Source organism: Acidobacteriota bacterium (genome assembly GCA_016196035.1).
Taxonomy (GTDB): domain Bacteria; phylum Acidobacteriota; class Blastocatellia; order RBC074; family RBC074; genus JACPYM01.
Genome location: JACPYM010000008.1, coordinates 37,693 through 59,811 on the forward strand (window position 1 = coordinate 37,693; position 22,119 = coordinate 59,811).

Below are 22,119 nucleotides of genomic sequence, written 5' to 3' on the forward strand. Positions count from 1 at the left end.
CTGGGAAGAAGGAAGGCTTCGCCACTTTTTATAAAACAGGCAAGGGTGCCTGCGCTCCCAGGTTTATACGTTCAATTATTCAACGGCAACTCAAGCGTGAAGCGGGCGCCGCGCGGCAGGTTTTCGCTCACGCGGATGCGCCCCTGATGTTCGGCCACGATACGGCTAACGATGGCCAGCCCCAAGCCGGTGCCGCGTTTGCGCGTCGAAAAGTATGGGTCAAAGATACGTTCGCGGTCAGCGGGCACAATGCCGGGGCCGGTGTCGGCGACGGTCAGTTCCAGCGCATCGCGGTCGGCGAGTTCGCGCGTTTCAACCGTGATGCGGCGTTCGTGTTGCGCATCGTTGCTGCTGGAGATTGCCTCAGCAGCATTATCAATCAAGTTGACCAATACGCGTTTGAGCTGTTCGGGATCGAGCCAGACCGATGGTAAATCAGAAGCCAGCCGCGTTTCCAAGCGCACACCATCCAACCGTTCGTCATAAAGTTTGAGCGCGCCCGCGACCACGACATTCAACGAACTGAGTTCGAGTTGTGCGTTAGGCAAACGAGCGAAAGTCGAAAATTCATCCACCATGCGTTGCAGCGTCTCGACCTCGGTGCCGATCAACGTCGTGCATTCGCGCACCAGCTTTGACTGGCGTTCGGTCAGATTGGACGGCGAACCATTCGAGCCATTCGTACCATCTGCGTTCAGCAACAGGTTTTTCGCCAGCCGATCTGCGGACAAACGAATCGGCGTCAGCGGATTTTTGATCTCGTGCGCCATGCGGCGGGCGACCTCGCTCCAGGCGGCGCGGCGTTGGGCTTCGATCAGTTCGCTTAAATCTTCCAGCACGATGACCGCGCCGCGCGTTTGGCCCGCCGGATCGTGCAGCGCCGTGACCGTGATGGCGGCGTCGAGCTTGGCATTGTTGGCAAGCGTGAAATGGACTTCGCGCGTGACCGAATTGACGCGGGCGGCGCGGCGCGTCATACGGCGTAACTCTTCGCGTTGCTCTTCGGGCAGCAGCGCGCCCAGTGCTACGCCGGATTCGGGCGGCGCATCCAGATGCAATAGGCGTTGCGCCGCCGGATTGATCGTCGTGATGTTGCTGTGTTCGTCCAGCGAGATCACGCCCGCCGAGAGGCTTTGCAAAATGGTTTCGATGTAGCGGCGGCGCTCTTCCAGCGTGCGCCGGTTGGACGACATTTCCGCCGTCATCTCATTGAACGACGTGGCCAGCGCGGCCAATTCGTCATCGCCCACGACGCTGGCGCGATAATCCAGATCGCCTTGCCGTATGTGTTGCGTTGCTTGCGCCAGTTGTTGCACCGGATCGGCGATGCCGCGCGCGACATAGAGCGCCAGCCAGAAGGCGATGAACAGCACCAGCAGCGTCAGCAGCAAGAGCGTTTGCATTGAAGTCTGGCGAATGGCGCGTTTGTCGCTTTTGAGTTTTTCGTAAGTCGTCTCGACCTCGCGGATGCGGTTGATGTTGTTGGCGAAATCTTCTTCGGCTGGCTGGGCGATGACAAAGGCGCCGCCCTGTTCGGTGGGCACGGCGGCGACCAAATGGATCGTGGCTTTGCCCTGCGCCGCCGATTCGGTCAATTCGGCGCTGAAACGTGCGCCCTGCAAGGCCTTTGCGCGCGCTGCCAGCCAAGTCTGGCGAAACTTGTCGGAAAGCTGCCGGGGATCGAGCTGGCCATGCTGGGCGATGATTTGTCCGTCTTTGTCGTGCAATTGCCCCAGTTCCAGATGCTGCGTGGCGGCCTCTTTGCCAAGGATCGCGAAACGTTGTTCGGGCGCGGCGTGCAAAAGCATACGGCTAATCGTCTCGGCGGTGCGTTCCAACCCTTCGCGTTCGCCTTTGAGATATTGCGACTGGATGTAAAGCGCATTGGAGAGCATCTCGTCCGCCGGTAAGCTGAACCATTTCTCCAGGCTGCGATTGAGAAAGCCGTAGGCCCCGAAAAACATAAACGTCACCGGCAACAACGACAGTACGACCGAATAAAACACCAGCCGCTGTTTGAACCGCGCCCCCGACTTGCCCGCTTGCTGTTCGCGGCGCAACTTGATGATGTTGCGTACAAACACCATCAGCAACACCACAAAGGCCAGGAAGTTGAACGTCGAGAGCGCAAAGAGAATATACGTGCCGCTGGCCGTATCCGGACGCACCCAGGGCAGCGTGTCGAAGGCTTGCTGAACGAACAGCAGCGTAAACAGCAGGCCCGTGATGACCGCCAACACCACAATGCGCGTGCGGCGGCGCTGGATGCGGCGCGCGAGTTGTTCATCGGTTTGCGTGGCGGGTGTGTTCATCTTGAGTGCCTTGTAAATGTTTAGGAAAGTTGCGCCCGTGGATTCTAGCGCAGCGTTTGGAAGCGCGGCAATCTATGTTCAATAACCGCATCTTGCCCAGCCAGCAACCACGCACCTATGATGCGGCGCGTATGAGCCTTTTCATCCACCCGCAAACCGGATTGTTACGCAGCGGCTGGCGTGTGCTGGGGTTTGTGTCCATTGCCGTGCTGCCACGCATTGCGGCGGCGTTCGTTACCCTCCCAGCGCCTGCGACGGCGAAGACCGAAGCTGTCTTTGAGATGAGCGGCGCAATGATCGTGGTTTATCTGGCGCTGGTCATTTGGGTCGCACTGGTGTCGTGGTTCTGTCTGCACTTTCTGGAAGGGTTGCGTTTCGGCGCGCTCGGCTATGCACTGCATCGCGGCTGGTGGCGCGATGTCTTGCTGGGGTTGGCGATGAGCGTGTTGATGATCGTCGTGGTCGTCGCGCTGCAAACCCTGAGCGGCGGCACAAAATTGCAATTCAATCCGCTGGGCTGGCGCACGTTGATTGGCGGCTTCACACTGGCGAGTGGCTTGCTGTTGATGGCGGCGGTGTTTGAAGAAATTGTCTTTCGTGGCTATGCCTTTCAAACACTGTTACGCGATGTCCCGGCGGTCGTGCCAATGGTCTTACTCGCGTTGGTCTTCGGTTTGGCGCATTGGTCGAATCCCAACCGGACGCTGTTTTCGGCTATCAACACAGCGTTGGCGGGCGTGTGGCTGGCGGTCGCCTATCTGAAAACACGCAGCTTGTGGTTTCCGACGGCGCTGCATTTCGGCTGGAATTGGACGATGGGCTTGTGCTTTGGCTTGCCGATTAGCGGCCTGCCGTTGCGCAATTCGTTGTTGCTTTCAACCGATCAAGGGCCGCGCTGGTTGACGGGCGGCAGTTATGGTTGCGAGGGCGGCGTGCCCGCGACCATTATTTTCGCGCTCGCCACGCTTTTGATTTGGCGCGCCGGGTGGTTACGGGCGACGCCGGAGATGGTTTCGGCTACGGCTCAATGCGCACCGGAAACCGAAGCACCGCTCAAACTCGGTCTCAATGAACCTGCTTGATTGCTGGTTGGTATTACCACCTGTGACCACGCCAAACGCATTCACTTTTCCGCGCTGATTGGCTATCTTGCCCACGTAATAAAAATTCTAAATGCCCTCATTACTGCGGGTGATTGCGTTATCCACCCACACGAACAAGGCAAAACACGAAATCATCATTTCTGGCGCGAGAACCAAGCGCGCTGATGACAATCGCAACGTCATTCAACAAAGGAGCGGTTTATGGATCCGAGACCTGTGAAAGTGACGACCCAAGCGGGCTGGAATCCCAGCAGCTACGGTCTCGATAAACAAGGCTTGTTGGCCAAGCTGGCGTATTGGAATTTACCAGCCGGAGAACTTTACGAGCACGTCATTCGCCGCAACGAAGGCCAAGTCGCCCACCTGGGGCCGCTGGTCGTCAACACGGGCCAGCACACGGGCCGTTCGCCCAACGACAAATTCATCGTGCGCGAACCGTCCTGCGAAGAACACGTCTGGTGGGGCAAGGTCAATCGCCCATTTACCGAAGCCAACTTCGACCGCATTTACGCCAAGGTGTTGCAGCACCTGCAATCACAAGAAGTTTATGTCCAGGATTGTTTCGCGGGCGCCGACCCGGCCTTCCGCGTCCCGATTCGCGTGATCACCGAATACGCCTGGCACAGCCTGTTTGCGCGCCACATGTTCGTGCGCCCCGATTGGGACAAACAAGCGGCCAGCCACGTGCCCGAGTTCACCGTCATCAACACGCCCTCGTTGCAAGCCCACCCGGCGACCGATGGCACCACCTCCGGCACTTACATCCTGATGAATTTCGCGCGCAAGTTGATCCTGATCGGCGGCACCAGCTACGCGGGCGAGACCAAGAAGTCCATCTTCACGCTGTTGAATTACCTGCTGCCCTTGCGCGGCGTGCTCTCGATGCACTGTTCGGCCAACATTGGCGCGAGCGGCGACGCGGCGATTTTCTTCGGGTTGTCGGGCACAGGCAAAACGACGCTCTCGGCTGACCCCGAACGCAAGCTGATCGGCGATGATGAACACGGCTGGTCGGAACGCGGCGTCTTCAACATCGAAGGCGGCTGTTACGCCAAAGTCATCAACCTCTCGCCCGCAGCCGAACCGGAGATTTATGCCTGCACGCGCCGCTTTGCTACGGTGCTCGAAAACGTGACGATGGACCCAGTCACGCGCCGCTTGAACCTGGACGATGGTTCTGTCACCGAAAACACGCGCGCGGCCTATCCGCTGTCTTACATCTCGAACCATGAACCGTCGGGCATGGGCGGCCATCCGAAAAACATCATAATGCTCACCGCCGACGCCTTCGGCATTCTGCCGCCGATTGCGAAGCTGACGCCCGAACAGGCGATGTACCACTTCATTTCCGGCTATACGGCCAAGCTGGCGGGCACCGAAAAAGGTTTGAGCAGCGAGCCGCAAGCGACCTTTTCGACCTGCTTCGGCGCGCCGTTTATGGTGCATCATCCGGGCGTGTATGCCGAACTGTTGCGCGAACGCATCGCCAAGCACAATGCCAATTGCTGGCTGGTCAACACCGGCTGGTCGGGCGGGCCGTATGGCGTCGGGCAGCGCATGAAAATCGCCTACACACGCGCGATGGTGCGCGCCGCGCTGGACGGACGTTTGAACGATGTGCCGACCGAAGCCGATCCGATCTTCGGCGTGCATGTGCCGACGGCTTGCCCCGATGTGCCGAGCGAAGTGCTGAAACCGCGCAACACCTGGCCGGACAAAAACGCCTACGACGAAAAGGCCAGGCATCTGGCGAAGCTGTTTAACGAAAACTTCAAACAATTTGAAGCGGGCGTGACGGAAGCGGTGAAGGCGGCAGGGCCGCGCGCCTAGGTGCTAGGTGTAGCGGCGCTTGTGTGAAGATGTAAGTAGGCGGCAGCGGCTTCAAAGCTTCTGCCGCCTTTGATTTTTTACGAGCGGTTTTCGTCTTCCGCCTCGCGGCAAAGAAGTCTCGCGGCAAGCAGCACCCAAGAGCGGCCATTACTTGCAGAGCGCGGCCCTGCGATGATTGGCGCAGACCAGCTGCTTCAAGGCTTTGATCTCACCGCGCTGGCTGGCGAGTTGGGCTTGTTGTTGGTCGTTGCGCCGTTGCTCAGCGCTGAGTTGTTTTTGATATTGCGCGATCTGCGCCTGCTGTTCCTGGATGGCCCTGATCGCCACCGGCAGCAGTCCGAGGTAGTTCAGGCCGAGCGGTTGGGCTGGGTCAGCCTCACGTTGTACCAACTCCGGCAGCACATCCTCAACCTCCTGGGCGATTAGGCCGAGTTGGAGTTGCCCCTCCGGCTGCGCTTTCCACTTCCAGGTCACAGGCCGCAACCGGAGCACTTGCGACAGACCGTAGCCGAGCGGCTTGACCTGCTGTTTCAGCCGGGCGTCGGAGGGGTTTGAGAAGACGCCGTCAACGATGAGATTGCCGGTGATCCCTACTCGGCCATTGAAATAACCGGCGTGGCCGATGGTGTTGCTGTTACCGTTATCTCCGTAGACGCCCGTGCCGGAAATTGTATTTCCGGCCACTCCAAAACCACCGGGGCTATAGCCCGAAACGCCCGTGCCGCTGCCGGTACTGAGGCCGCTCACCGCAATGCCGTTAATGTTATTATCGCTTTGGCCTTGTATGCCGATGCCGCTACTGCTGAGACCATACACGCCATAGCCGCTATTGCTTCTGCCAAACACCCCATCTCCCGTGCTACTTTGGCCAGCCACGCCGCTCGCGAGGGTACTAGAGCCAATTACGCCATAATTGCTGGTGCTTTCGCCATGCACACCGAAGTTAGCGCCGCTCTTGGCAAAAATGCCGGTGTCGTTGCCACCCTCAACATGAAGCTTAACTAAAGGGTTAGTAGTCCCAATGCCCACATAGCCTGAGGCCCGCTGGATGAACAGGTGTGTCCCAATGCCGTTGCCAGCGTCGTTGTACGCATCAAGCCTGAAATTGGAGCCTGCGTTGCTGCCGCTTTCCGCGCTATTGTCGGCGAACAGCAGCCAGCGGTTGAAGTTGTTCTTGCGGTAAGCGAGGACGGAGTTTTGAGACGCCGCCGTGGCATCAATGATGACGTAGGCGTCTGCGCCGGAGCGCCGCGCCGTGACGACTGCTCCATCGCCGTTGGCGCCTGTGATCGTGACGCCGCCATTGGCCCTCAGATTGCCGCCCAGCGTGCCGTTGCCGCTGATATTGAAATTGCTGGCGGCTTGCGGGCTGGTTGTGTTCTGAATGTAATTCGCGCTGCCCGCCGTCGGCGGGCGCGCATCGCTCAAGCGCGCGTCGCCCGTCAAGATATACTGATTGGCCGCCACGCCGCCCAACTGCAAGGCATTCTGCGCCGTCATCGTGTTCAGACTCTGCACGGCATACGGCGTCGAGGTGATCGGTTGTAGCGGGCTGAGCGCAGTGAATACGCCGGTGCTCACGCCCGGCCGCACGCCGATTTCCAGCCAGCGATTCGCCCCCGAAAAAGCCGCCGCTCCGAAATCGAGCGTCACGCTGAAGATGCCATTGGCGACTGCCACATCCTCGCGGACGAGGGTCGTGCCCACCTGATTGCCGCTTACCAGCGCATCGAAGAGACGAAACTGCAAATCATACGCGCCAGTGGCGGGATTGCCCGCGTCCGTAAGTTTGCCTTGATAGGTGAACGCGGTCGTTTGGGCCAACGCGGTGGCGCAGACGCTGATCGCCAACAACAGCATCAACGACAGCCAGGCCGCCCATTTGCAATCAGCCTGAGACAGATGATTCATAGCAACTTCTCCTTTACTTGCAAACATTGATGTTCGGATGGTCAGCCGACCGGCTAACGACGCACGCGTCAACGCAAACAAGCAGTCAGTTGACCGCGTGAGAGCGCGTAATCGTAGCCTGCTCAGTGGCGATTGTGTAGCTTGCTCAAGCATAGCAGGGCGGCGGCATAAAGTAGTTTGGTAGTGATGAACAGTAAGGCTGTGGTTTTGCCGTCGCGTAGTGGCGACCTGAGTTTAGCCCGGCGTTTCAACGCTAGCATAGCGGTGTCTGTGGAAACTTGGCGTTCTTGGCGTCTTGATGTTCCGGAGATTCTTTAGTGGGCAGGCAAGTTAAACCGCGCAAGGCTGAATGGTGCGAGATCAACGGACGGCACGCCACCCAGCACCAGTTCGCTCACTACCTTAGCTGTGATCGGCGTCAACAGGATGCCGTTGCGGTAATGGCCCGTGGCATAAATCAACCCTTGCACCTCAGCATCTGCCCCCAGCACCGGCCAATCATCACCGGCTTTCGGGCGCAAACCGGCCCAGGTTTCGACCAATGGCTGCGCGGCCAGCGCAGGCGTCAGCGCACATGCACGCTGGATGATCGAAGCAATGCCGCCAGCGGTGTTGCGTTTATCGTAGCCCGCATCCTCAGTGGTGGAACCGGCAATCACGAAGCCGCTGAGGCGCGGAATCAAATAAGCGTCGCGCGCGTAAACGACGTGTTGCAGCGGTGGCTCAGGCATTTCAAACGCCACCATCTGCCCGCGCACCGGTTTGACCTTTGCCAGATGCGAAAGCAGTCCAGCCTGGAGCGGGATTGTGGTTGACCAACTGCCAGCGGCGAGGATGACGGTATTGGCGTCGAGGTGCTCACGCGAGGTCAAGACGCCGGTCACGCGCGCATCGGCAATCTCAACCGACAGGGCTTCGGTGCGCGGCTGGAACACGACGCCAGCCTTGCGCGCGGCCAGTTCGAGCGCCTTGACCAGTCGCCGATTGTCTACCTGATGATCGTCGGGGAATTTCAGCGCCCAGCGCAGCTTGTCGGTGACCAGAGGTTCCAGCTTGCGCACGCAATTGGCCTTTAGCTTTTTGACGTTCAACCCCGCCGCGTGTTGCCATTGCCAGCGGTGTTCTAGTTCCGCTTCGTCTTCGTCAGTCAGCGCCAGATAGAGCGTGCCTTCGATGCGGTATTCGATGTCAATGCCAGAGGCTGCGCGCAATTCGCGGGCGAAATCGGCGTAGAGGGCGCGGCTGGCTACGCACAGATCGAAGAAGGCATCGGCGCGGTCGGCTTCGGCCAGCGGGGCGAGCATACCGCCCGCCGCCCAGGAAGCTTCCTGACCGATAGCGCCGCGTTCGATGACGACGACGCGTTGACCGGCTTGGGCCAGGTGCCAGGCGATGGAACAGCCAATGACACCGCCACCGATGATGGCGGTGTCAAAGCTGGGAAAGGATGCTGACATGTGGGAACCGAATTACGCCGCACTGGGCGCAGCATCCGTGGGTGGCGCGGGCGGCGCGTCTTCCGTGAAGCCACAGGCGCGATCGTCTTCGCGGCGGATGTGGCGGGCGCGTTCGACGTGGCGCTCCATGCACTTAATCTCTTCGTCAATCAGCGTGTCAACGACGCTCTTGATGCCGGTCAGCACGTCTTTTTTGAATTTGGCGAAGTCGTCGGCGGTCTCTTCGGGCAGGGCGGCCCAGAGCGAACTAAACAGATCGCCCAGCGGATCGAAAACGTGGTCTTGTGGTTCAGCCATTGTGTTACTCCTTGGTTCCAACGGTTAATCAATCGAGCAACTGACGACGCAGTTGTCGGTTTCCCAGAGGCGCACCTTGTAAACCTGAAGCCGGTCGTTGTTGATTTGCGCGCCGACTTCACGCAGGAAGTAAGCGGCAATCTCTTCGGCAGTCGAATTGATCTCGCGCTCAAAGGGCGGCAGGTCGTTGATGTTGCGATGATCCAGATAATCCACTACTTTGCCGGTCGCCACTTTCAGGTCAGCGAAATCAATCAACATGCCAATTTGGTTGAGTTGGCGGCCCCGCGCGTGGACTTCGACCTTGTAATTGTGTCCGTGCAGGTTGGCGCATTTGCCTACGTAATCGCGCAGGTAATGCGCCGACGAAAAACTCATCTGGATCATGACTTCGTGCAACATCGGCGGCGAGTATAGCACGCAGAAAAGTTGAAAGTTCAAAGGGCGGCGGCTAAAGTGGCGAGGCAATCAACCCATCACGTTGAACTGACAACTGACAACTATGAATCGCTAACTCAACTTATGACACACAAAATCACCCTCATTCCCGGCGACGGCATCGGGCCGGAGATCTCAGGCGCGGTCGTGCGCATCATCGAAGCCAGTGGCGTTGACATCGAATGGGAGAGCTACATCGCAGGGGCTGAGGCGCTCGCGCGCTTTGGCGATCCGCTGCCGGACAACGTGCTCGAATCCATCCGGCGCAACAAGGTCGCCTTGAAAGGGCCGCTGACCACGCCGGTCGGCAAAGGCTTCGCCAGCGTCAACGTGCGTTTGCGCAAGACCCTAGACCTTTACGCCAACCTGCGCCCGGTGCGCACACTGCCCGCGATCAAGACGCCCTTTGGCGACCTCGATCTGATCATTGTGCGCGAAAACACCGAGGGGCTTTATGCCGGGCTGGAGCACATGGTCATCCCCGGTGTGGCGCAAAGTTTGAAGATCATCACCGAGAAGGCTTCGACGCGCATCGCGCGGTTCGCCTTCGAACTAGCGCGCCGCGATGGCCGCAAGCGGATCACTTGCATCCACAAGGCCAATATCATGAAGCTTTCCGACGGCCTGTTCCTGGACTGCTTCCGTGCGGTCGCGGCGGACTATCCTGACATCCGGGCCGACGACCGGATCGTGGACAACGCCTGCATGCAACTGGTGATGAACCCGCAGCAATTCGATATGCTGTTGCTGGAAAACCTGTATGGCGACATCGTTTCTGACTTGGCGGCTGGCCTGGTCGGCGGCCTGGGTGTCGTGCCGGGCGCTAACATTGGCGAACTGGGCGCGGTGTTTGAAGCCGTGCACGGCAGCGCACCCGACATTGCGGGCAAGAATCTAGCTAACCCGACGGCGCTGTTGCAATCTGGGATTCAGATGTTGCGCTATCTGGGCGAACGCACGGCTGCCGATTTGATTGAAAAAGCGTTGTTTCACACCCTGTCGTCAAAGAACGTCCGCACACGCGATCTGGGCGGCACGGCGCATACGACGGAGTACACCGAAGCGATTGTAGCTTCGATGAAAGAGCTGGGCGGTTGAAGCGCAAAGACAAGCATGAACAAAGAAGGGCGGCGTTGATCGAATTGGATCAACGCCGCCCTTTTGCACTGAGCAACCGTTTATTTGAAATTCGGATTGGGCGTCATAAACACGAGCAGCGTCAGCCGTTCGGCACTGGCGTTTTTCACGCCGTGCACTGAACCTGCCGGGGCGAACACGATTTGCTGCTCGCCCAATTCTTCAAACTCTTCGCCCACTTGAAACGTGCCGCGCCCGTTGAGCACGTAATAGAGCTTGTCTTCATCCGCGTGGGCGTGCGCCTTTTGCGCCTGCCCCGGTTCCAGGCAGTACACGTCGCAGAAAAAATTCCTGGTTTCAAACAGGTTCAACTTCTGCATCTTTTCAGCGGAAAAGCGCAGGTTTGCGAGCACATCTTTGTGATTCATCTCGATTGTCTATCAATCAGTTGGTTGGGGAAATCGCCAAGCCGAATCCAACACTCGGCTCAATATTCCAGCTTGCCGTTGTACATCATCTCCGGCACCTTGAACCGCATGTTGAGTTTGAAGTCCTTGCCGACCTCGGAATAAAACCGCACGTAACCGCTGTCTTCGGTGATGAACGGCTTGTCTTCATACGCTCTGGGAAAGATGAACTTGGCACCCATGCCATCGCTGATCGGGGCTTTGTAATCTTTCAGGAACAGGCGCTTGCCATCCTTGCGTTCCAGATAAGTCGCGTTGGCCAGCAACCCCAGATTGGCGGAGTTGAAAGTTTGCATGACACGGCCCGTAAAGCGTTGATCACTGCTGTCATAATCAACCGCGACCACGATCCATTCGTTGGAAGTTTGCTCGGCAAAGGCCTTCAACTGCGCTTCCATCTGCGGGTTTTGCAAGATGACGCGACGCGCAAAGGCTTCGCGCACGGGTTTGGCGGACAGGAAACGGATACGGAAATTGATATTGACCGCCTGGTTGAGCGCGCCCTGCGCATTGCGGTCGTTGCCGCCGGTCAGGCCGCCGCTGTTGCCGGTCGAAGCCGCCCCGCGCGTAGTGCCGCCGCCGCTCGCCGTCGGGCTGTAAAACATTTCCGACGTATTAGTCTCGGTCTGCGTCTGCCCCCAGGGAGAATCATTGAGCATTTTCAGCGCTTCCTTTTCATTCCATTCCTGCCAGGGTTTGAATTTCTTTTGCGCCGTGGCGAGCAGGCTGAAGGCGAGAATCAGGAAAATGGTTAGCGCGAGCAGCTTCATAGTTTACCTCCTTGTGATTGCCAGCAATCGCCGTCTGTAACGTTGAGTGATGCTCCGCCCCAGGGTTCAACTCATTATCAGTGATGGCCGGGACGGACAGGCTAACGGACGCCGGTAGTGTTGCGCGTTTGCTTAAACGACGCAAGCAGTCCGGGTTTCAGTTGCAAGGAATAGCGTTGCGCAGCTTATTCCCTGTGCAACGCGCCGCCAACCAAAACCTTGGGCGCGGCGGTGCACCATAAAAAACGGGAGGGGCGTGCCAGCAACCTGCCGCGCCCCTCCCCGTCCGATTGGGTGAACCGGAAGTTTTAGAAATTGAAGCGAGCGACCAATTGCACCAACCGTCCACCCGGGTCTTGCGTGTTGGACGAATCGGTGTAAGCCGTCGTCACCTGACCAAAGGTCTGGCTCGATGGGTTGATGAAGGCATTGCCGGTCGGGTTGAAGAAGTTGATGTTGTTAAATGCATTCAGGAATTCGCCGCGCAATTCAAAATTGTAACGCTCGGTGAATTTGACGCGCTTGACCACGCTCAAATCCCAACGGGTGAATTTCGGGCCGGTGACAAACAGGTTCTGCGGCGCGCATTGACCGTTGTAAACCTGAAGGCAGTTGGCGTTGCTAGCCGGCGCCAGATAACGGCCCGTCGGCGCGCCCGAAGCGCCGTAGCCGGTGGCCGCCGTGGCGCTGGTGCCAAAGGCCTTGATTGTATTGTCAATGATGTCCTGCGGCAGGATGTAAACGACCTTCTTCGCATCGTCGAAGCGCAGCTTGTAGGCGTCGCGTAACTCTTTCATCGTCATCCCGACCAAGCTCAAGTTGCCGCTATTGCTGGCGGCGAGGTCGAACAACTGGCCGCTCTGAATACGCGCGGAGCCGTCGAATTCCCAGCCTCCGACCAGGCTATCCATCAAGCGGCTGGTTTTGCCGAAGAACGCCTGCCCGCGTCCGAATGGCAGGCCGTACACCCAATTCACCTTGAAGGCGTGGCGCAGCGTGTTGGTGTCCAGCGCATTGATGCGCGGCGCGCGGAACGAGACGCGCTGCGAACTGAAGGCTTTGGCGAATTGATAATTGGCCTGTACCAACAGCCCTTTTGAGAGGCGGCGGCGCAGATCAATTTGCAGACCGTCGTAGCGAGTGTAGCCGCCATTGCCAGTGAAATTCGCGCCGCCGCGCAGGTCGGGATTGGTCAGCATGAAATTCGCCCCCAGCCCAGCCCGCCCGGCATTGGTGCGGAAGGTCGCGCTGGCGTCAAGATTGGCGGCGAAGCTCGACGCCTGGCACGCGCCTGTGCCGGTCGAGTTGCAGATGTTGGGATTGTTCAACGCCAGCGTATTCACAAACGTGCTGCTGGTGAAATTAGTGGAAGTATAGTTGGTCGCGATACCCGCCTGCGCCGCCGGCAGCCCTTGGAAGTACGCCAGGATGATCGGCAAAGGCGACTGCCCCGGCAGACCTCGGTAAGCGAAGCTGCAAGCGGGTTGGTTGGGTTGTCCGCAAGTCGGATTGGCGGCGATAAAGGCTTGCAGGTTCCGCTGTGCCAGCTTGAATTCATTGAGCAGGCCGTTTTCCGCGATGTTGTTCTCGACCGCGTTGAGATTGTAGGTCGTCCAGCCACGCAGGAAGCGATTGCCGACGTAGCGCACTTCGACCGCCATGCTCCTGGTGATTTCACGCTGGATGCCGAAGCTCCACGATTGCGTGTAAGGCACCTTGAGATTCGGATCGAAGGTATTCGCCGAATTCGTCACCGCGCCTGTCAGCGGATAAACCGGTGTGTCATTGAACGTGGGCGCACCCAACCGGCTGGTTTCGCGCAACAGCAACGGCAGCGCACCCAGATTGCCCGTCGCGATGTCGCGGTTGGTGGTGATGGTGATGCCGGGGTTGGCCGAAATGATTCCACGGAATTCGCCGATGCCGCGGCGACTGTAGGCCAGCGAGTAGCCGCCGCGCACCACCGTCTGGCCGCCTTCGCCGACGAGGCGTTTGAGCCAGCCGCTCTTGGCATTCGGACTCCAGGCCAGACCGAAGCTGGGCGCGAAGTTTTTGTAGTCGGTGTTGTAGGACTGATCGCCCGCCTTGAATTGATTGAACTGCGTGACGCGGCCTGGAAGCGTCGTGCTGCTCGACAGGGCAGGCTTGAAGAGATTGCCCGGCCCGGAAACGCCCCAAGCGTCGTTGATGCTGGCGTAGGTGTAGCTGCTGTTGAGCGGATAGAACGAGCCTTGCAATTCCCAACGCAAGCCGTAATTGAGCGTCAAGTTCGGACGCATGCGCCAGGTGTCCTGCGCAAAAAGACCTAGCTCTTTCTGCCGCGAACGTTCAAAAGCGTTGCCCAGATAGACATACTTGCCGGTCTTCTCGACCAACCGCGCGTTGCCGTTGATGGCCGTGATACGCCCGGTCAGGATGGCGTAAATGGCTTTGGCGTTGTTGATGTCCGTGGTGTTGGCACCCTGGAAGTTCGCTGTGGTGAACATCGCATTCGCCGGGTCGCTGGTGTCCACGCCAAAGTTGAGCGAAGGCACGAGTGTCTGAGCATTAAACGTCAAAGTGACCCAGGACAATTGGCCGCCCAGGCTGAAGCCGTGCGCGCCGCGCGTCCAGTTCACGGTGTCACTGACGGTGCGGTACAGTGGATTGCGGCGACTGGGCGCGCTGGTGGCCGTCGGGTTGCTGATGCCCGCCGCCGCAAAGAAGCCGCCCGTGCTGCCGGCGGTGCCGAAGGCGAAGCCCGCCTGATTCGCCACCGACTGGCTGAAATCCGCCGCGCTCGCGGTCGGATTGAAACGCGAAGGGCCGCCCGAAAGACCGGCGCGCAGTTCGTTGACGAGGCTCGAACTCAAAGTCGAACGCAGCGCGACGGAACCGGTATAGCGATCCGCCGGCTGACTGCCTTGATTCGGGAAGCCGGGGAATTGCGGCTCGACGTTGTTGAGAAAGTCAGGCCCGCCGCGGCCATCCAGATAGCTCCAGCTTGTTTCGACGTGATGTTTGTCGGTCACATTGACATCAAAGCGCACGGTCGGGCGCTTGTTGATGCTAAAGCCGGTCGGGTTATAGCTGAACCGTTGCAGGTTCGGATCGGTCAATTGCGTGATGCCACCGGTGGCGGCGGTCGCCGAGCGAATATCACCCAACAGTTTTCCAATGGTCGGGTCAATGGTTGAAGTGCAAGGGACAGGCGTCGCGCCTTGCGGTGCACAATTGTTACCGGCCGCCAGCGTCAACAGGTTCACCGTGCGCACCTGGCCCGACACGTTATATTGAAAAACGCCTGACTGCGTCAGCGGATTGAGAATCGTGCGTTGACGGCTGACTTGGCTCGGCTGGCGCGACTCTTCATAGTTGACGAAGAAGAAAGCTCGGTTGCGGCCATTGAAAATTTTCGGTAGCCAGATTGGCCCGCCTACGCGAAAGCCATATTGATTGAACAGCACGCGGTCACGGGGCGCTTTGCCGGTGCGCGGATCAGCCGGCAGATCGCGGTTGTTGAACCAATAGTTGGAATTGAGCCAGGGGTTGCGATGATATTCATAAAGGCTGCCGTGCAAATTATTGCTGCCCTGTCGCGAGACGAATTTGATTTGCACCGCACCCAAACCGCCGCCTTGCGCTTCGGGCGTGGCGGTGGAGACGGTGACTTCCTCAACCGAATCAAGGCTGGGCGCGACACGGGTGAAAAAGCCGTCGGTGGACTTGTTGAAATTGTCCTGAATGTTGATGCCATCCAGCGTGATGTCAATGGCGCTGGTGGGCAGCCCGTTGATCGTCGAGTTGCGATTCTGACCCGGCGTATTGACCCCCGCCATCAGCGTGACAAAGTTGAGTGGGTTGCGCGAAACCAGCGGCAGATTGGCAATCTGGTTGACGCTCAGCGTGGTGCTGATGTTGGCCGTCTGCGATTGCACGACCTCGCCCCCGCCCTGCACAACAACGGTTTCACTGGCCGCGCCGAGTTCGAGCGTGACATTGGTCGTCGCCGGTACACCCGTGTCAATTTTAACGCCTTCCACGTTGATGGATTTGAAGCCCGTGGCGGAAATGGCGACATTGTAAGTCCCAGGCCCCAGCGAGGGCACGGTGTAAGTCCCATTGCCAGCCGTGGCGGCCCTGAATTCAGCGCCGGTGGCAGTATTTTTCACCGTGACTGTGGCGCCAGGCACGACTGCCCCGTTCGGGTCAGTGACTGTTCCTGAAAGCGGTGCGGTCACCTGCCCGAAGGCTGTGACTCCCAGCAGCACCAGCAGCAGAACGAAGACAGTGGCGACATTGACGATTTTGTGTTGCATAGGTAAGCGACCTCCGATTGTCGTGTGTTGAAATAGGCTCAAACGCGGGCAGTATGAAACACTGTCCGCGTGCGTGATGATGACCAATCATTACGAAAGTAATGAGAACCCACGCCGTAACTTACAACGGCCTGGCGGCGCATTCGATTTTCGTGTCTTGCGTTGGTGGCGCTTTAGTATGTGGATGAATTCGTAACCAGAAAAGCTAGCAATGGCCGGGATCATAGCCAGATTACCGAATTCCTGCAATAAAAACTGACAGCGATTTGATCTTAATCGCCCGCTTCAGCCAAGCTTTCCGCCGATGTTGCGCGAAACAGGAAATTCATCAAAATCCCTTGAGTAATAAAAACGGAGGAGCGCGTAACAAGCTGCGCTCCTCCGTGGGTGGTCTTCGCGGTCGGGTGAACCGGAAGCTCGTTAGAAATTAAAGCGGCCGACAAATTGAACCAGCCGTCCGCCGGGATCCTGGGTATTGTTCACATCGCGATAAGCCGAGGTGACCTGACCAAAATTCGCATTGCTGGCGGTGTTACTCGGCGCGACATTGGTGTTACCCAGGAAGTTGATGTTGTTGAACGCGTTCAGGAATTCAGCCCGGAACTCGAAGTTGGTGCGCTCGGTGATGCTGACCCGTTTGATCACACTCAGATCGTAGCGGGCGAAATTCGGGCCTTGAATAATCAGGTTCGTGAAGCCGCATTGACCGGTCACGGCCTGAATACAGTTCTTGCCGTTGGCCGGCGCAATGTAACGGCCCGTGGGCGCCAGCGGCTGGCCCGCCGAATCAAGCGGATAGCCGCTTGCCGTCGTGGCGCTCACGCTGAAGGCCCGGATAGTGTTGTCCACGATGTCTTGCGGGAAGATGTAGACCCGTTTGTTGGCATCGTCGAAGCGCAGCTTGTAGGCCTTCTGCAAATCCTTGCGCGTCATCCCGACCAGATTGACGTTGCCCAGGTCGAGATTGGCGCCGGTTTGCAGGCGCGCCGTGCCGTTCCATTCCCAGCCGCCCACGAGCCGGTCCAACCCGCGGCCAGCATTGCCGAATAACCATTTGCCTTTGCCGATGGGCAGTTCATAAACCCAGTTGGCCTTGAACGCCTGCGCCAGCGTCCCGCCATTGGTCGTGAAAAGCGCATTGACACGCGGGACACGGAACGAATTGCGCAGGCCATTGAAGCTCTTGGCAAAGGTGTAGTTGCTTTCCAACAGCAGTCCCTTGGACAGGCGGCGGCGGAAGTCCACTTGCAAGCCATCATAGCGGCTGTAGCCGCCATTGCCGGTGAAATTAGCCCCGCCTTGCAAGTCCGGATTGACCAGGAATAAGTTCGCCGGTAAGCCGGCATTCAACGCATTTTGCCGGAAGGTCGCACTGCCCAACAGCCCCTGCGTAGAACTGGTTGAGGCAGGTAGGAAAGGTAGCGGATTAGTAAGCGCCAGCGGATTGACGAAATTCGCGGCGGCGAAATTGGCGGACGTGTAATTGGTAAAAACATTGGGATCAACTTTGCCGCTGAAATAGCCTAGATAGATCGGTAGCGGCGATGTGCCCGTCCCAGGGCCAAAGTAGCGGAAGTTCGCCCCGCGTCCATTCGCAATATTGGCCTGCAAGTTAGCTTGCGCCTTCTTGAACTCGTCGAGGAAGCCGTTCTCGACGATGTTGGTCTCGTTGAGATTGTAGGTCACCCACTGTTGCAAATTGAGGGTGTGCACATAGCGCACCTCAATCGCCATGTTCTTGCTCAGTTCGCGCTGCACCCCAAGCGTCCAGGATTGCGCGTAGGGCACCTGTAGGTTGGGATCGAAGATATTCGCCGAACTGGTAATAGCCACGGCGGCTGAACCCGCCACGAGTGCGCTAGCCCGGTCGGTCGAGAAATCTGCCGGGCCAAGCCGGGACGGCTGACTCAATAACACCGGCAGCGCTTCGCCCGTCTTAACCAGATTCCCAATCGTCGTGCTGCGCGTCGCCGAGAGCGTCAGACCCGGATTGGCGTCAAAGACGCCGCTGAACGAAGCGCCACCCTGACGTTCAAAGGCAATCGAATAACCGCCGCGTATCACTGTTTGTCCGCCCTCGCCCACGAGGCGTTTCAACCAGCCGTCTGTTTTGCCAACCGTCCAGGCAAACCCGACGCTCGGCGCGAAATTGTTCTTGTCGGTGTTATAGGCTTTGTCGCCATTTTTGTATTGGGTAAACCTGGTGGCGCTGCCACCCGTCGCGCCGGGTTTGAAGAGGTTGCCCGCCCCTGAGGCCCCGTACAGATCGTTCACGGACGTGATGTTGTATACGTCATTGAGCGTTTGGAACGGCAGTTGGAATTCATAGCGCAAGCCGCCGGTCAGTGTCAGGTTCTGACGCACCCGCCAGGAGTCCTGCCCATAGAAGCCCCATTCACGCATGCGGAAGCGCCGGACTTGCGGCGCGAGGTATTCATACTTATTGGTCTTTTCATTGAGCACGGCATTGGCCGTGACCGCCGTCACGCGTCCGGTCAAGACGGCATAAAGATTCTGGGCGTCGGTCAGATTGGTGCCCGATAAGCCCGTGTTCGCAGTGGTGAACACGGTAGCGGCGGGGTCGCCGGAAGCCAGGCCAAAGGTGATCGTCGGCACTAGCGTTTGATCATAGAGCCAGGTATTGACCTGCGTGAACTGGCCGCCAAAGCTCAAGTTGTGCGCGCCCCGTGTCCAGTTCAGGTTGTCGGCGAAATCCCAAATCGGCGAATTGCGGCGGCTGGGCGCGGTCGTATTCGTCGCTGTGGTGATACTGCTGAAGGCACTAATATTGAGATTGAAGCCAGCTTGATTCCCCACCGAACCGGAAAATTGCGAGGCATTGACATCCGGGAAGAAAAGTACGGTACCGCCATTCAGCCCCACGCGCGCTTCATTAACCACCGAAGATGACAGCGTCGAGCGCAACGTCAACGAATCGGCAAAGCGGTTCGAGAATTGGCCGCCGTGATTGGGGAAACCAGGGAACTGCGGGTCACGGCTATTGAGGGTGTCAATCGTGGTCACATAGCTTTGATAGTTATAGGTATTTTCCAGCCGATGCTTGTTCGTCAAATTGACATCGAAGCGGATCGTCGGCAGATAGCGAATCCCCATGCTCCCATTGCTGAAAGTGAACGTGTCTAAATTGGGATTGCTTTGCGGCACAATACCGCCGGTGTTGGCGCTTGAACTGCGAATGTCGGCCAGCAATTTCCCCACCACCGGATCAACCGTCGAGACCTGATTGTTCCGGCGGGCCAGATCCAGCAAATCCACGGTGCGCGTCTCGCCACTCACCACATACCGGAAAATGCCTTTCTGCGTATCTGTGTTCATGATCGTGCGCTGGCGCGACACTTGGTTGGGCTGACGGAATTCCTCAAAGTTGACGAAGAAGAACGCCTTGTCGCGGCCATTGAACAGCTTCGGGATTCTGATTGGCCCGCCTATACGCCCGCCGAATTGATTGAACAAATTGGCGGCCCGGGGCGCTTTGCATTTTTCGGGGTCATAGGCTTCCTGGACTCCGTTACAAAGCTTGGCCGTCTGCACGTCATAGGGCGTCGTGTCGCGGTTCGTGAACCAGTAGTTGGAATTGAGCACGGTATTGCGGTGATACTCATAGAGACTGCCGTGAAATTCATTGGTTCCTTGCCGGGTGGCGAACTTGATTTGAATCGCTCCCTGTCCACCACTTTCCGCGCCCGGTGTTGCCGTCGAGAGCGTGACCTCCTGGATCGCATCCACACTGGGCGAGATATAGCTGAAAAATCCATCACCGTTCTTGTTGAAGTTGTCTTGCGTGTTCAAGCCATCCAGCGTCACGCTGTAAGCGCTGGATGGCAGCCCGTTGATGGTGGAATTACGCGGGCTGGCCGTGGCCGCTGAACTGACACCCGGCAGCATGGTCAGAAAGTAGATGGTATTGCGCGACTGAAGCGGCAATTCAGCAATCTGTTTAGTGGAAATGGTCGTGGAGATGGTGGCGGATTGAGTTTGCAACACCTCGCCGCCGCCTTGCACTACGACCGATTCAGTGGCGGCGCCGACTTCAAGCGTTACATTGGCAGTCGCCGGGGCACCGACATCCACTTTGACATCCTGCACGATCACGCGCTTGAACCCAGCCGCCTCAACCGTCACCGTGTAAACACCCGTACCAAGCGCGGGTACAGTGTAAGTTCCGTTGCTGGCGGTGGTCACCTTGAATTCCAAACCGGTCGCGCTGTTTTTGACACTGACATGGGCGCCCTGAATGACCGCGCCGTTCGGGTCAGCGACGAGACCTGCAAGCGTGGAAGTCGAACTGCTTTGACCAAGACTGGGCAGACAGCACACGAGGGTGACGAAAATGCTGGCGACAACCCGACAGAAAAAGCTTTGCATAGGTACGAGCCTCCTGGAGGTAAAGTTGGATTCATCCTTAACCCGGTGAACCAGAGAACCAACGTTTCGCTCCATCAAGTAACCGGGCCGCGTGATGGTAATTATTCCGTTGTCTGATAATTCCGTCTCAAGAAGATGAGAGATAGGATTTCCACCTGCTTGGAAGCAAGCTGTATGCCCGTAGGAATGCTATGTCGCTGGCATTGAAGCATCACAACTTACAGGTAGTGACTTTGTAGCTAGCCCATCCGCCCCTCCATTTTTTTGGACAGGGTTGAATTTTTCGGATGACTAACTTGTTTGGCCCAATGTCAGGGCTGATTGGGAAGTCGTGTCTATTGCTTTTTGAGGCGGCGGGTTTGCAGCACTTCTGCGGTGTGAATCGGGGTCGCGTGATTGAGGACGGTATGGCTGATCGTAATTAAGAGTTGGTCATCTCTGCCACGAAAGCGTCCTTGCAAAGGGCGGTCACCGGTTTGCGTCACCACGCCCATCCGCACCCAATTCCAGAATTGCTTTTGGGTAATCCAGTATTCCTTGCCATCGTTGCAGACGATCAATGCCGTTTTTTTGACTCTCATATTTTGCGTGGTGCGGTTGCGTTGGGGAATCAACAGCGCGGTTTTGGACGGGACGGATTTTGCCACGCCGACTGAAGCATAAGCAAGCGCGCGGTCAGCCGTGCTGACGACCCCTCTGGCCGTCGGCACGGCTGATCATGATCAATTCGACTCGCTTTTACGCAAAGTAACGTAAGGTTGCAGTTCGCGCATCATCGTCGTGAATTCTTCGAAGCGCAGTGATTGCGGGCCGTCCGACCAGGCTTCTTCGGGTTTTGGATGCACTTCGGTCATCAAGCCGTCAGCGCCGACGGCGACGGCGGCCTTGGCCAGCGGGCGCACCAAGCTGCGCTTGCCCGTGCCGTGACTGGGGTCAACGATGATGGGCAGGTGGCTCAACTCATTGATCACCGGCACGGCCGCCAGGTCTAGGGTGTTGCGCGTGGCCGTCTCGAAGGTGCGAATGCCACGTTCGCATAGAATCACATCGGGATTGCCGTGCGCGACAATGTATTCCGCCGAGAGCAGGAATTCGCGGATCGTTGCCGATAGTCCGCGTTTCAACATCACCGGTTTGCCAATCGTGCCCAGCTTTTTCAACAAGGCGAAGTTCTGCATGTTACGCGCCCCGATTTGCAGGATGTCGGCGTATTCGGCCACCAATTCGACATCGTCGCTGTCCAACACTTCAGTGATCACGCGCAAGCCGGTCTTTTCGCGCGCTTCCGCCAGCAGCTTCAGCCCTTCTTCAGCCAGGCCCTGAAATTCATAAGGCGAGGTGCGCGGTTTATAGGCGCCGCCGCGCAGCAGGTTCGCGCCTTGTTTAGCGACGTGTTCGGCTGTGCTTAAGAGTTGTTCGCGCCCTTCGACCGAACAGGGGCCAGCCATCACTACAAAGCCGCCATCGCCGATGCTGACATCGCCCACGCGAATCACTGTTTTCTGTTTTTTGACCTCTTTGCTGACTAGCTTAAACGGTTGCAGGATGGGAAAAGCATCTTCCACACCGTCCGCCGACTTGATGTGTTCGATGTGTTCTTTCTTGTCACCGGGGCCGACGGCGGCGATGACGGTGCGCTCGGTGCCTTTGATAACGTGCGGGGCGTAGCCGAAGCCGCGGATGCGGTCACAGATGTGATTGATCTGGTCTTCGGATGCTCCGGGTTGCATTGCTACGATCATGGTTGTGTGCTCCTGTTGGTGAAAAAGTCGA

The 22,119-nt window shown here is 58.1% G+C and carries 14 protein-coding genes; 3 read left to right on the forward strand and 11 right to left on the reverse strand.

Annotated features, from left to right (window positions below; all coding sequences use genetic code 11):
- Positions 1–71: 71 nt before the first annotated feature.
- A complete protein-coding gene (locus tag HY011_03280) occupies positions 72–2,312 on the reverse strand; it encodes a HAMP domain-containing protein (GenBank protein ID MBI3421936.1) in 2,241 nt (746 codons plus the stop codon).
- Positions 2,313–2,386: 74 nt separating this feature from the next.
- Between HY011_03280 and HY011_03285 the strand changes: the two genes are divergently transcribed.
- Positions 2,387–3,394: a CPBP family intramembrane metalloprotease gene (locus tag HY011_03285; GenBank protein ID MBI3421937.1), complete on the forward strand. Its 1,008-nt coding sequence runs from the start codon at positions 2,387–2,389 to the stop codon at positions 3,392–3,394.
- 222 nt (positions 3,395–3,616) lie between these two features.
- Positions 3,617–5,245, forward strand: coding sequence for a phosphoenolpyruvate carboxykinase (locus HY011_03290; GenBank protein MBI3421938.1), 1,629 nt, complete (start codon positions 3,617–3,619; stop codon positions 5,243–5,245).
- A gap of 147 nt (positions 5,246–5,392) precedes the next feature.
- Here HY011_03290 and HY011_03295 read toward each other — a convergent pair whose 3' ends face one another.
- From HY011_03295 to queD, 4 genes are all read right to left on the reverse strand, one after another.
- Positions 5,393–7,156, reverse strand: a complete 1,764-nt coding sequence (locus tag HY011_03295; protein MBI3421939.1) for a tail fiber domain-containing protein — start codon at positions 7,154–7,156, stop codon at positions 5,393–5,395.
- A 314-nt stretch (positions 7,157–7,470) separates the two neighbouring features.
- Positions 7,471–8,613, reverse strand: coding sequence for a glycine oxidase ThiO (gene thiO / locus HY011_03300; GenBank protein MBI3421940.1), 1,143 nt, complete (start codon positions 8,611–8,613; stop codon positions 7,471–7,473).
- A gap of 12 nt (positions 8,614–8,625) precedes the next feature.
- Positions 8,626–8,910 (reverse strand): hypothetical protein, encoded by a 285-nt coding sequence (locus tag HY011_03305; GenBank protein MBI3421941.1) that lies wholly within the window; start codon positions 8,908–8,910, stop codon positions 8,626–8,628.
- 24 nt (positions 8,911–8,934) lie between these two features.
- Positions 8,935–9,312 carry a 6-carboxytetrahydropterin synthase QueD gene (gene queD / locus HY011_03310; GenBank protein ID MBI3421942.1) on the reverse strand — a complete coding sequence of 126 codons (378 nt, stop codon included), beginning with the start codon at positions 9,310–9,312 and terminating at the stop codon, positions 8,935–8,937.
- Positions 9,313–9,432: 120 nt separating this feature from the next.
- On the opposite strand from queD, the gene HY011_03315 reads away from it, so the two are divergent.
- Positions 9,433–10,446: an isocitrate dehydrogenase (NAD(+)) gene (locus HY011_03315; protein MBI3421943.1), complete on the forward strand. Its 1,014-nt coding sequence runs from the start codon at positions 9,433–9,435 to the stop codon at positions 10,444–10,446.
- A gap of 80 nt (positions 10,447–10,526) precedes the next feature.
- Here HY011_03315 and HY011_03320 read toward each other — a convergent pair whose 3' ends face one another.
- The 6 genes from HY011_03320 to aroF all read right to left on the reverse strand — a co-directional run bounded on the left by HY011_03320 (position 10,527) and on the right by aroF (position 22,088).
- Positions 10,527–10,853, reverse strand: a complete 327-nt coding sequence (locus tag HY011_03320; GenBank protein ID MBI3421944.1) for a cupin domain-containing protein — start codon at positions 10,851–10,853, stop codon at positions 10,527–10,529.
- 59 nt (positions 10,854–10,912) lie between these two features.
- Positions 10,913–11,662: a hypothetical protein gene (locus HY011_03325; GenBank protein ID MBI3421945.1), complete on the reverse strand. Its 750-nt coding sequence runs from the start codon at positions 11,660–11,662 to the stop codon at positions 10,913–10,915.
- 308 nt (positions 11,663–11,970) lie between these two features.
- Complete coding sequence (locus HY011_03330) at positions 11,971–15,960, reverse strand: carboxypeptidase regulatory-like domain-containing protein (protein MBI3421946.1); 3,990 nt, start codon at positions 15,958–15,960, stop codon at positions 11,971–11,973.
- Between the two features lie 420 nt (positions 15,961–16,380).
- The gene (locus HY011_03335) at positions 16,381–20,346 is read right to left on the reverse strand and encodes a TonB-dependent receptor (protein ID MBI3421947.1); all 3,966 of its coding nucleotides are present in this window, start codon (positions 20,344–20,346) and stop codon (positions 16,381–16,383) included.
- 335 nt (positions 20,347–20,681) lie between these two features.
- Positions 20,682–21,056, reverse strand: coding sequence for a hypothetical protein (locus HY011_03340; GenBank protein MBI3421948.1), 375 nt, complete (start codon positions 21,054–21,056; stop codon positions 20,682–20,684).
- A gap of 12 nt (positions 21,057–21,068) precedes the next feature.
- Positions 21,069–22,088 carry a 3-deoxy-7-phosphoheptulonate synthase gene (gene aroF / locus HY011_03345; protein MBI3421949.1) on the reverse strand — a complete coding sequence of 340 codons (1,020 nt, stop codon included), beginning with the start codon at positions 22,086–22,088 and terminating at the stop codon, positions 21,069–21,071.
- Positions 22,089–22,119 lie beyond the last annotated feature (31 nt).

Coding starts and splice junctions, on each gene's coding strand:
- HY011_03330 (MBI3421946.1), bottom strand. CDS start 15,960: ATGCAACACAAAATCGTCAATGTCGCCACTGTCTTCGTTCTGCTGCTG.
- thiO (MBI3421940.1), bottom strand. CDS start 8,613: ATGTCAGCATCCTTTCCCAGCTTTGACACCGCCATCATCGGTGGCGGT.
- HY011_03290 (MBI3421938.1), top strand. CDS start 3,617: ATGGATCCGAGACCTGTGAAAGTGACGACCCAAGCGGGCTGGAATCCC.
- queD (MBI3421942.1), bottom strand. CDS start 9,312: ATGTTGCACGAAGTCATGATCCAGATGAGTTTTTCGTCGGCGCATTAC.
- HY011_03280 (MBI3421936.1), bottom strand. CDS start 2,312: ATGAACACACCCGCCACGCAAACCGATGAACAACTCGCGCGCCGCATC.
- HY011_03285 (MBI3421937.1), top strand. CDS start 2,387: ATGTTCAATAACCGCATCTTGCCCAGCCAGCAACCACGCACCTATGAT.
- HY011_03305 (MBI3421941.1), bottom strand. CDS start 8,910: ATGGCTGAACCACAAGACCACGTTTTCGATCCGCTGGGCGATCTGTTT.
- HY011_03315 (MBI3421943.1), top strand. CDS start 9,433: ATGACACACAAAATCACCCTCATTCCCGGCGACGGCATCGGGCCGGAG.
- HY011_03295 (MBI3421939.1), bottom strand. CDS start 7,156: ATGAATCATCTGTCTCAGGCTGATTGCAAATGGGCGGCCTGGCTGTCG.
- aroF (MBI3421949.1), bottom strand. CDS start 22,088: ATGATCGTAGCAATGCAACCCGGAGCATCCGAAGACCAGATCAATCAC.
- HY011_03335 (MBI3421947.1), bottom strand. CDS start 20,346: ATGCAAAGCTTTTTCTGTCGGGTTGTCGCCAGCATTTTCGTCACCCTC.
- HY011_03325 (MBI3421945.1), bottom strand. CDS start 11,662: ATGAAGCTGCTCGCGCTAACCATTTTCCTGATTCTCGCCTTCAGCCTG.
- HY011_03320 (MBI3421944.1), bottom strand. CDS start 10,853: ATGAATCACAAAGATGTGCTCGCAAACCTGCGCTTTTCCGCTGAAAAG.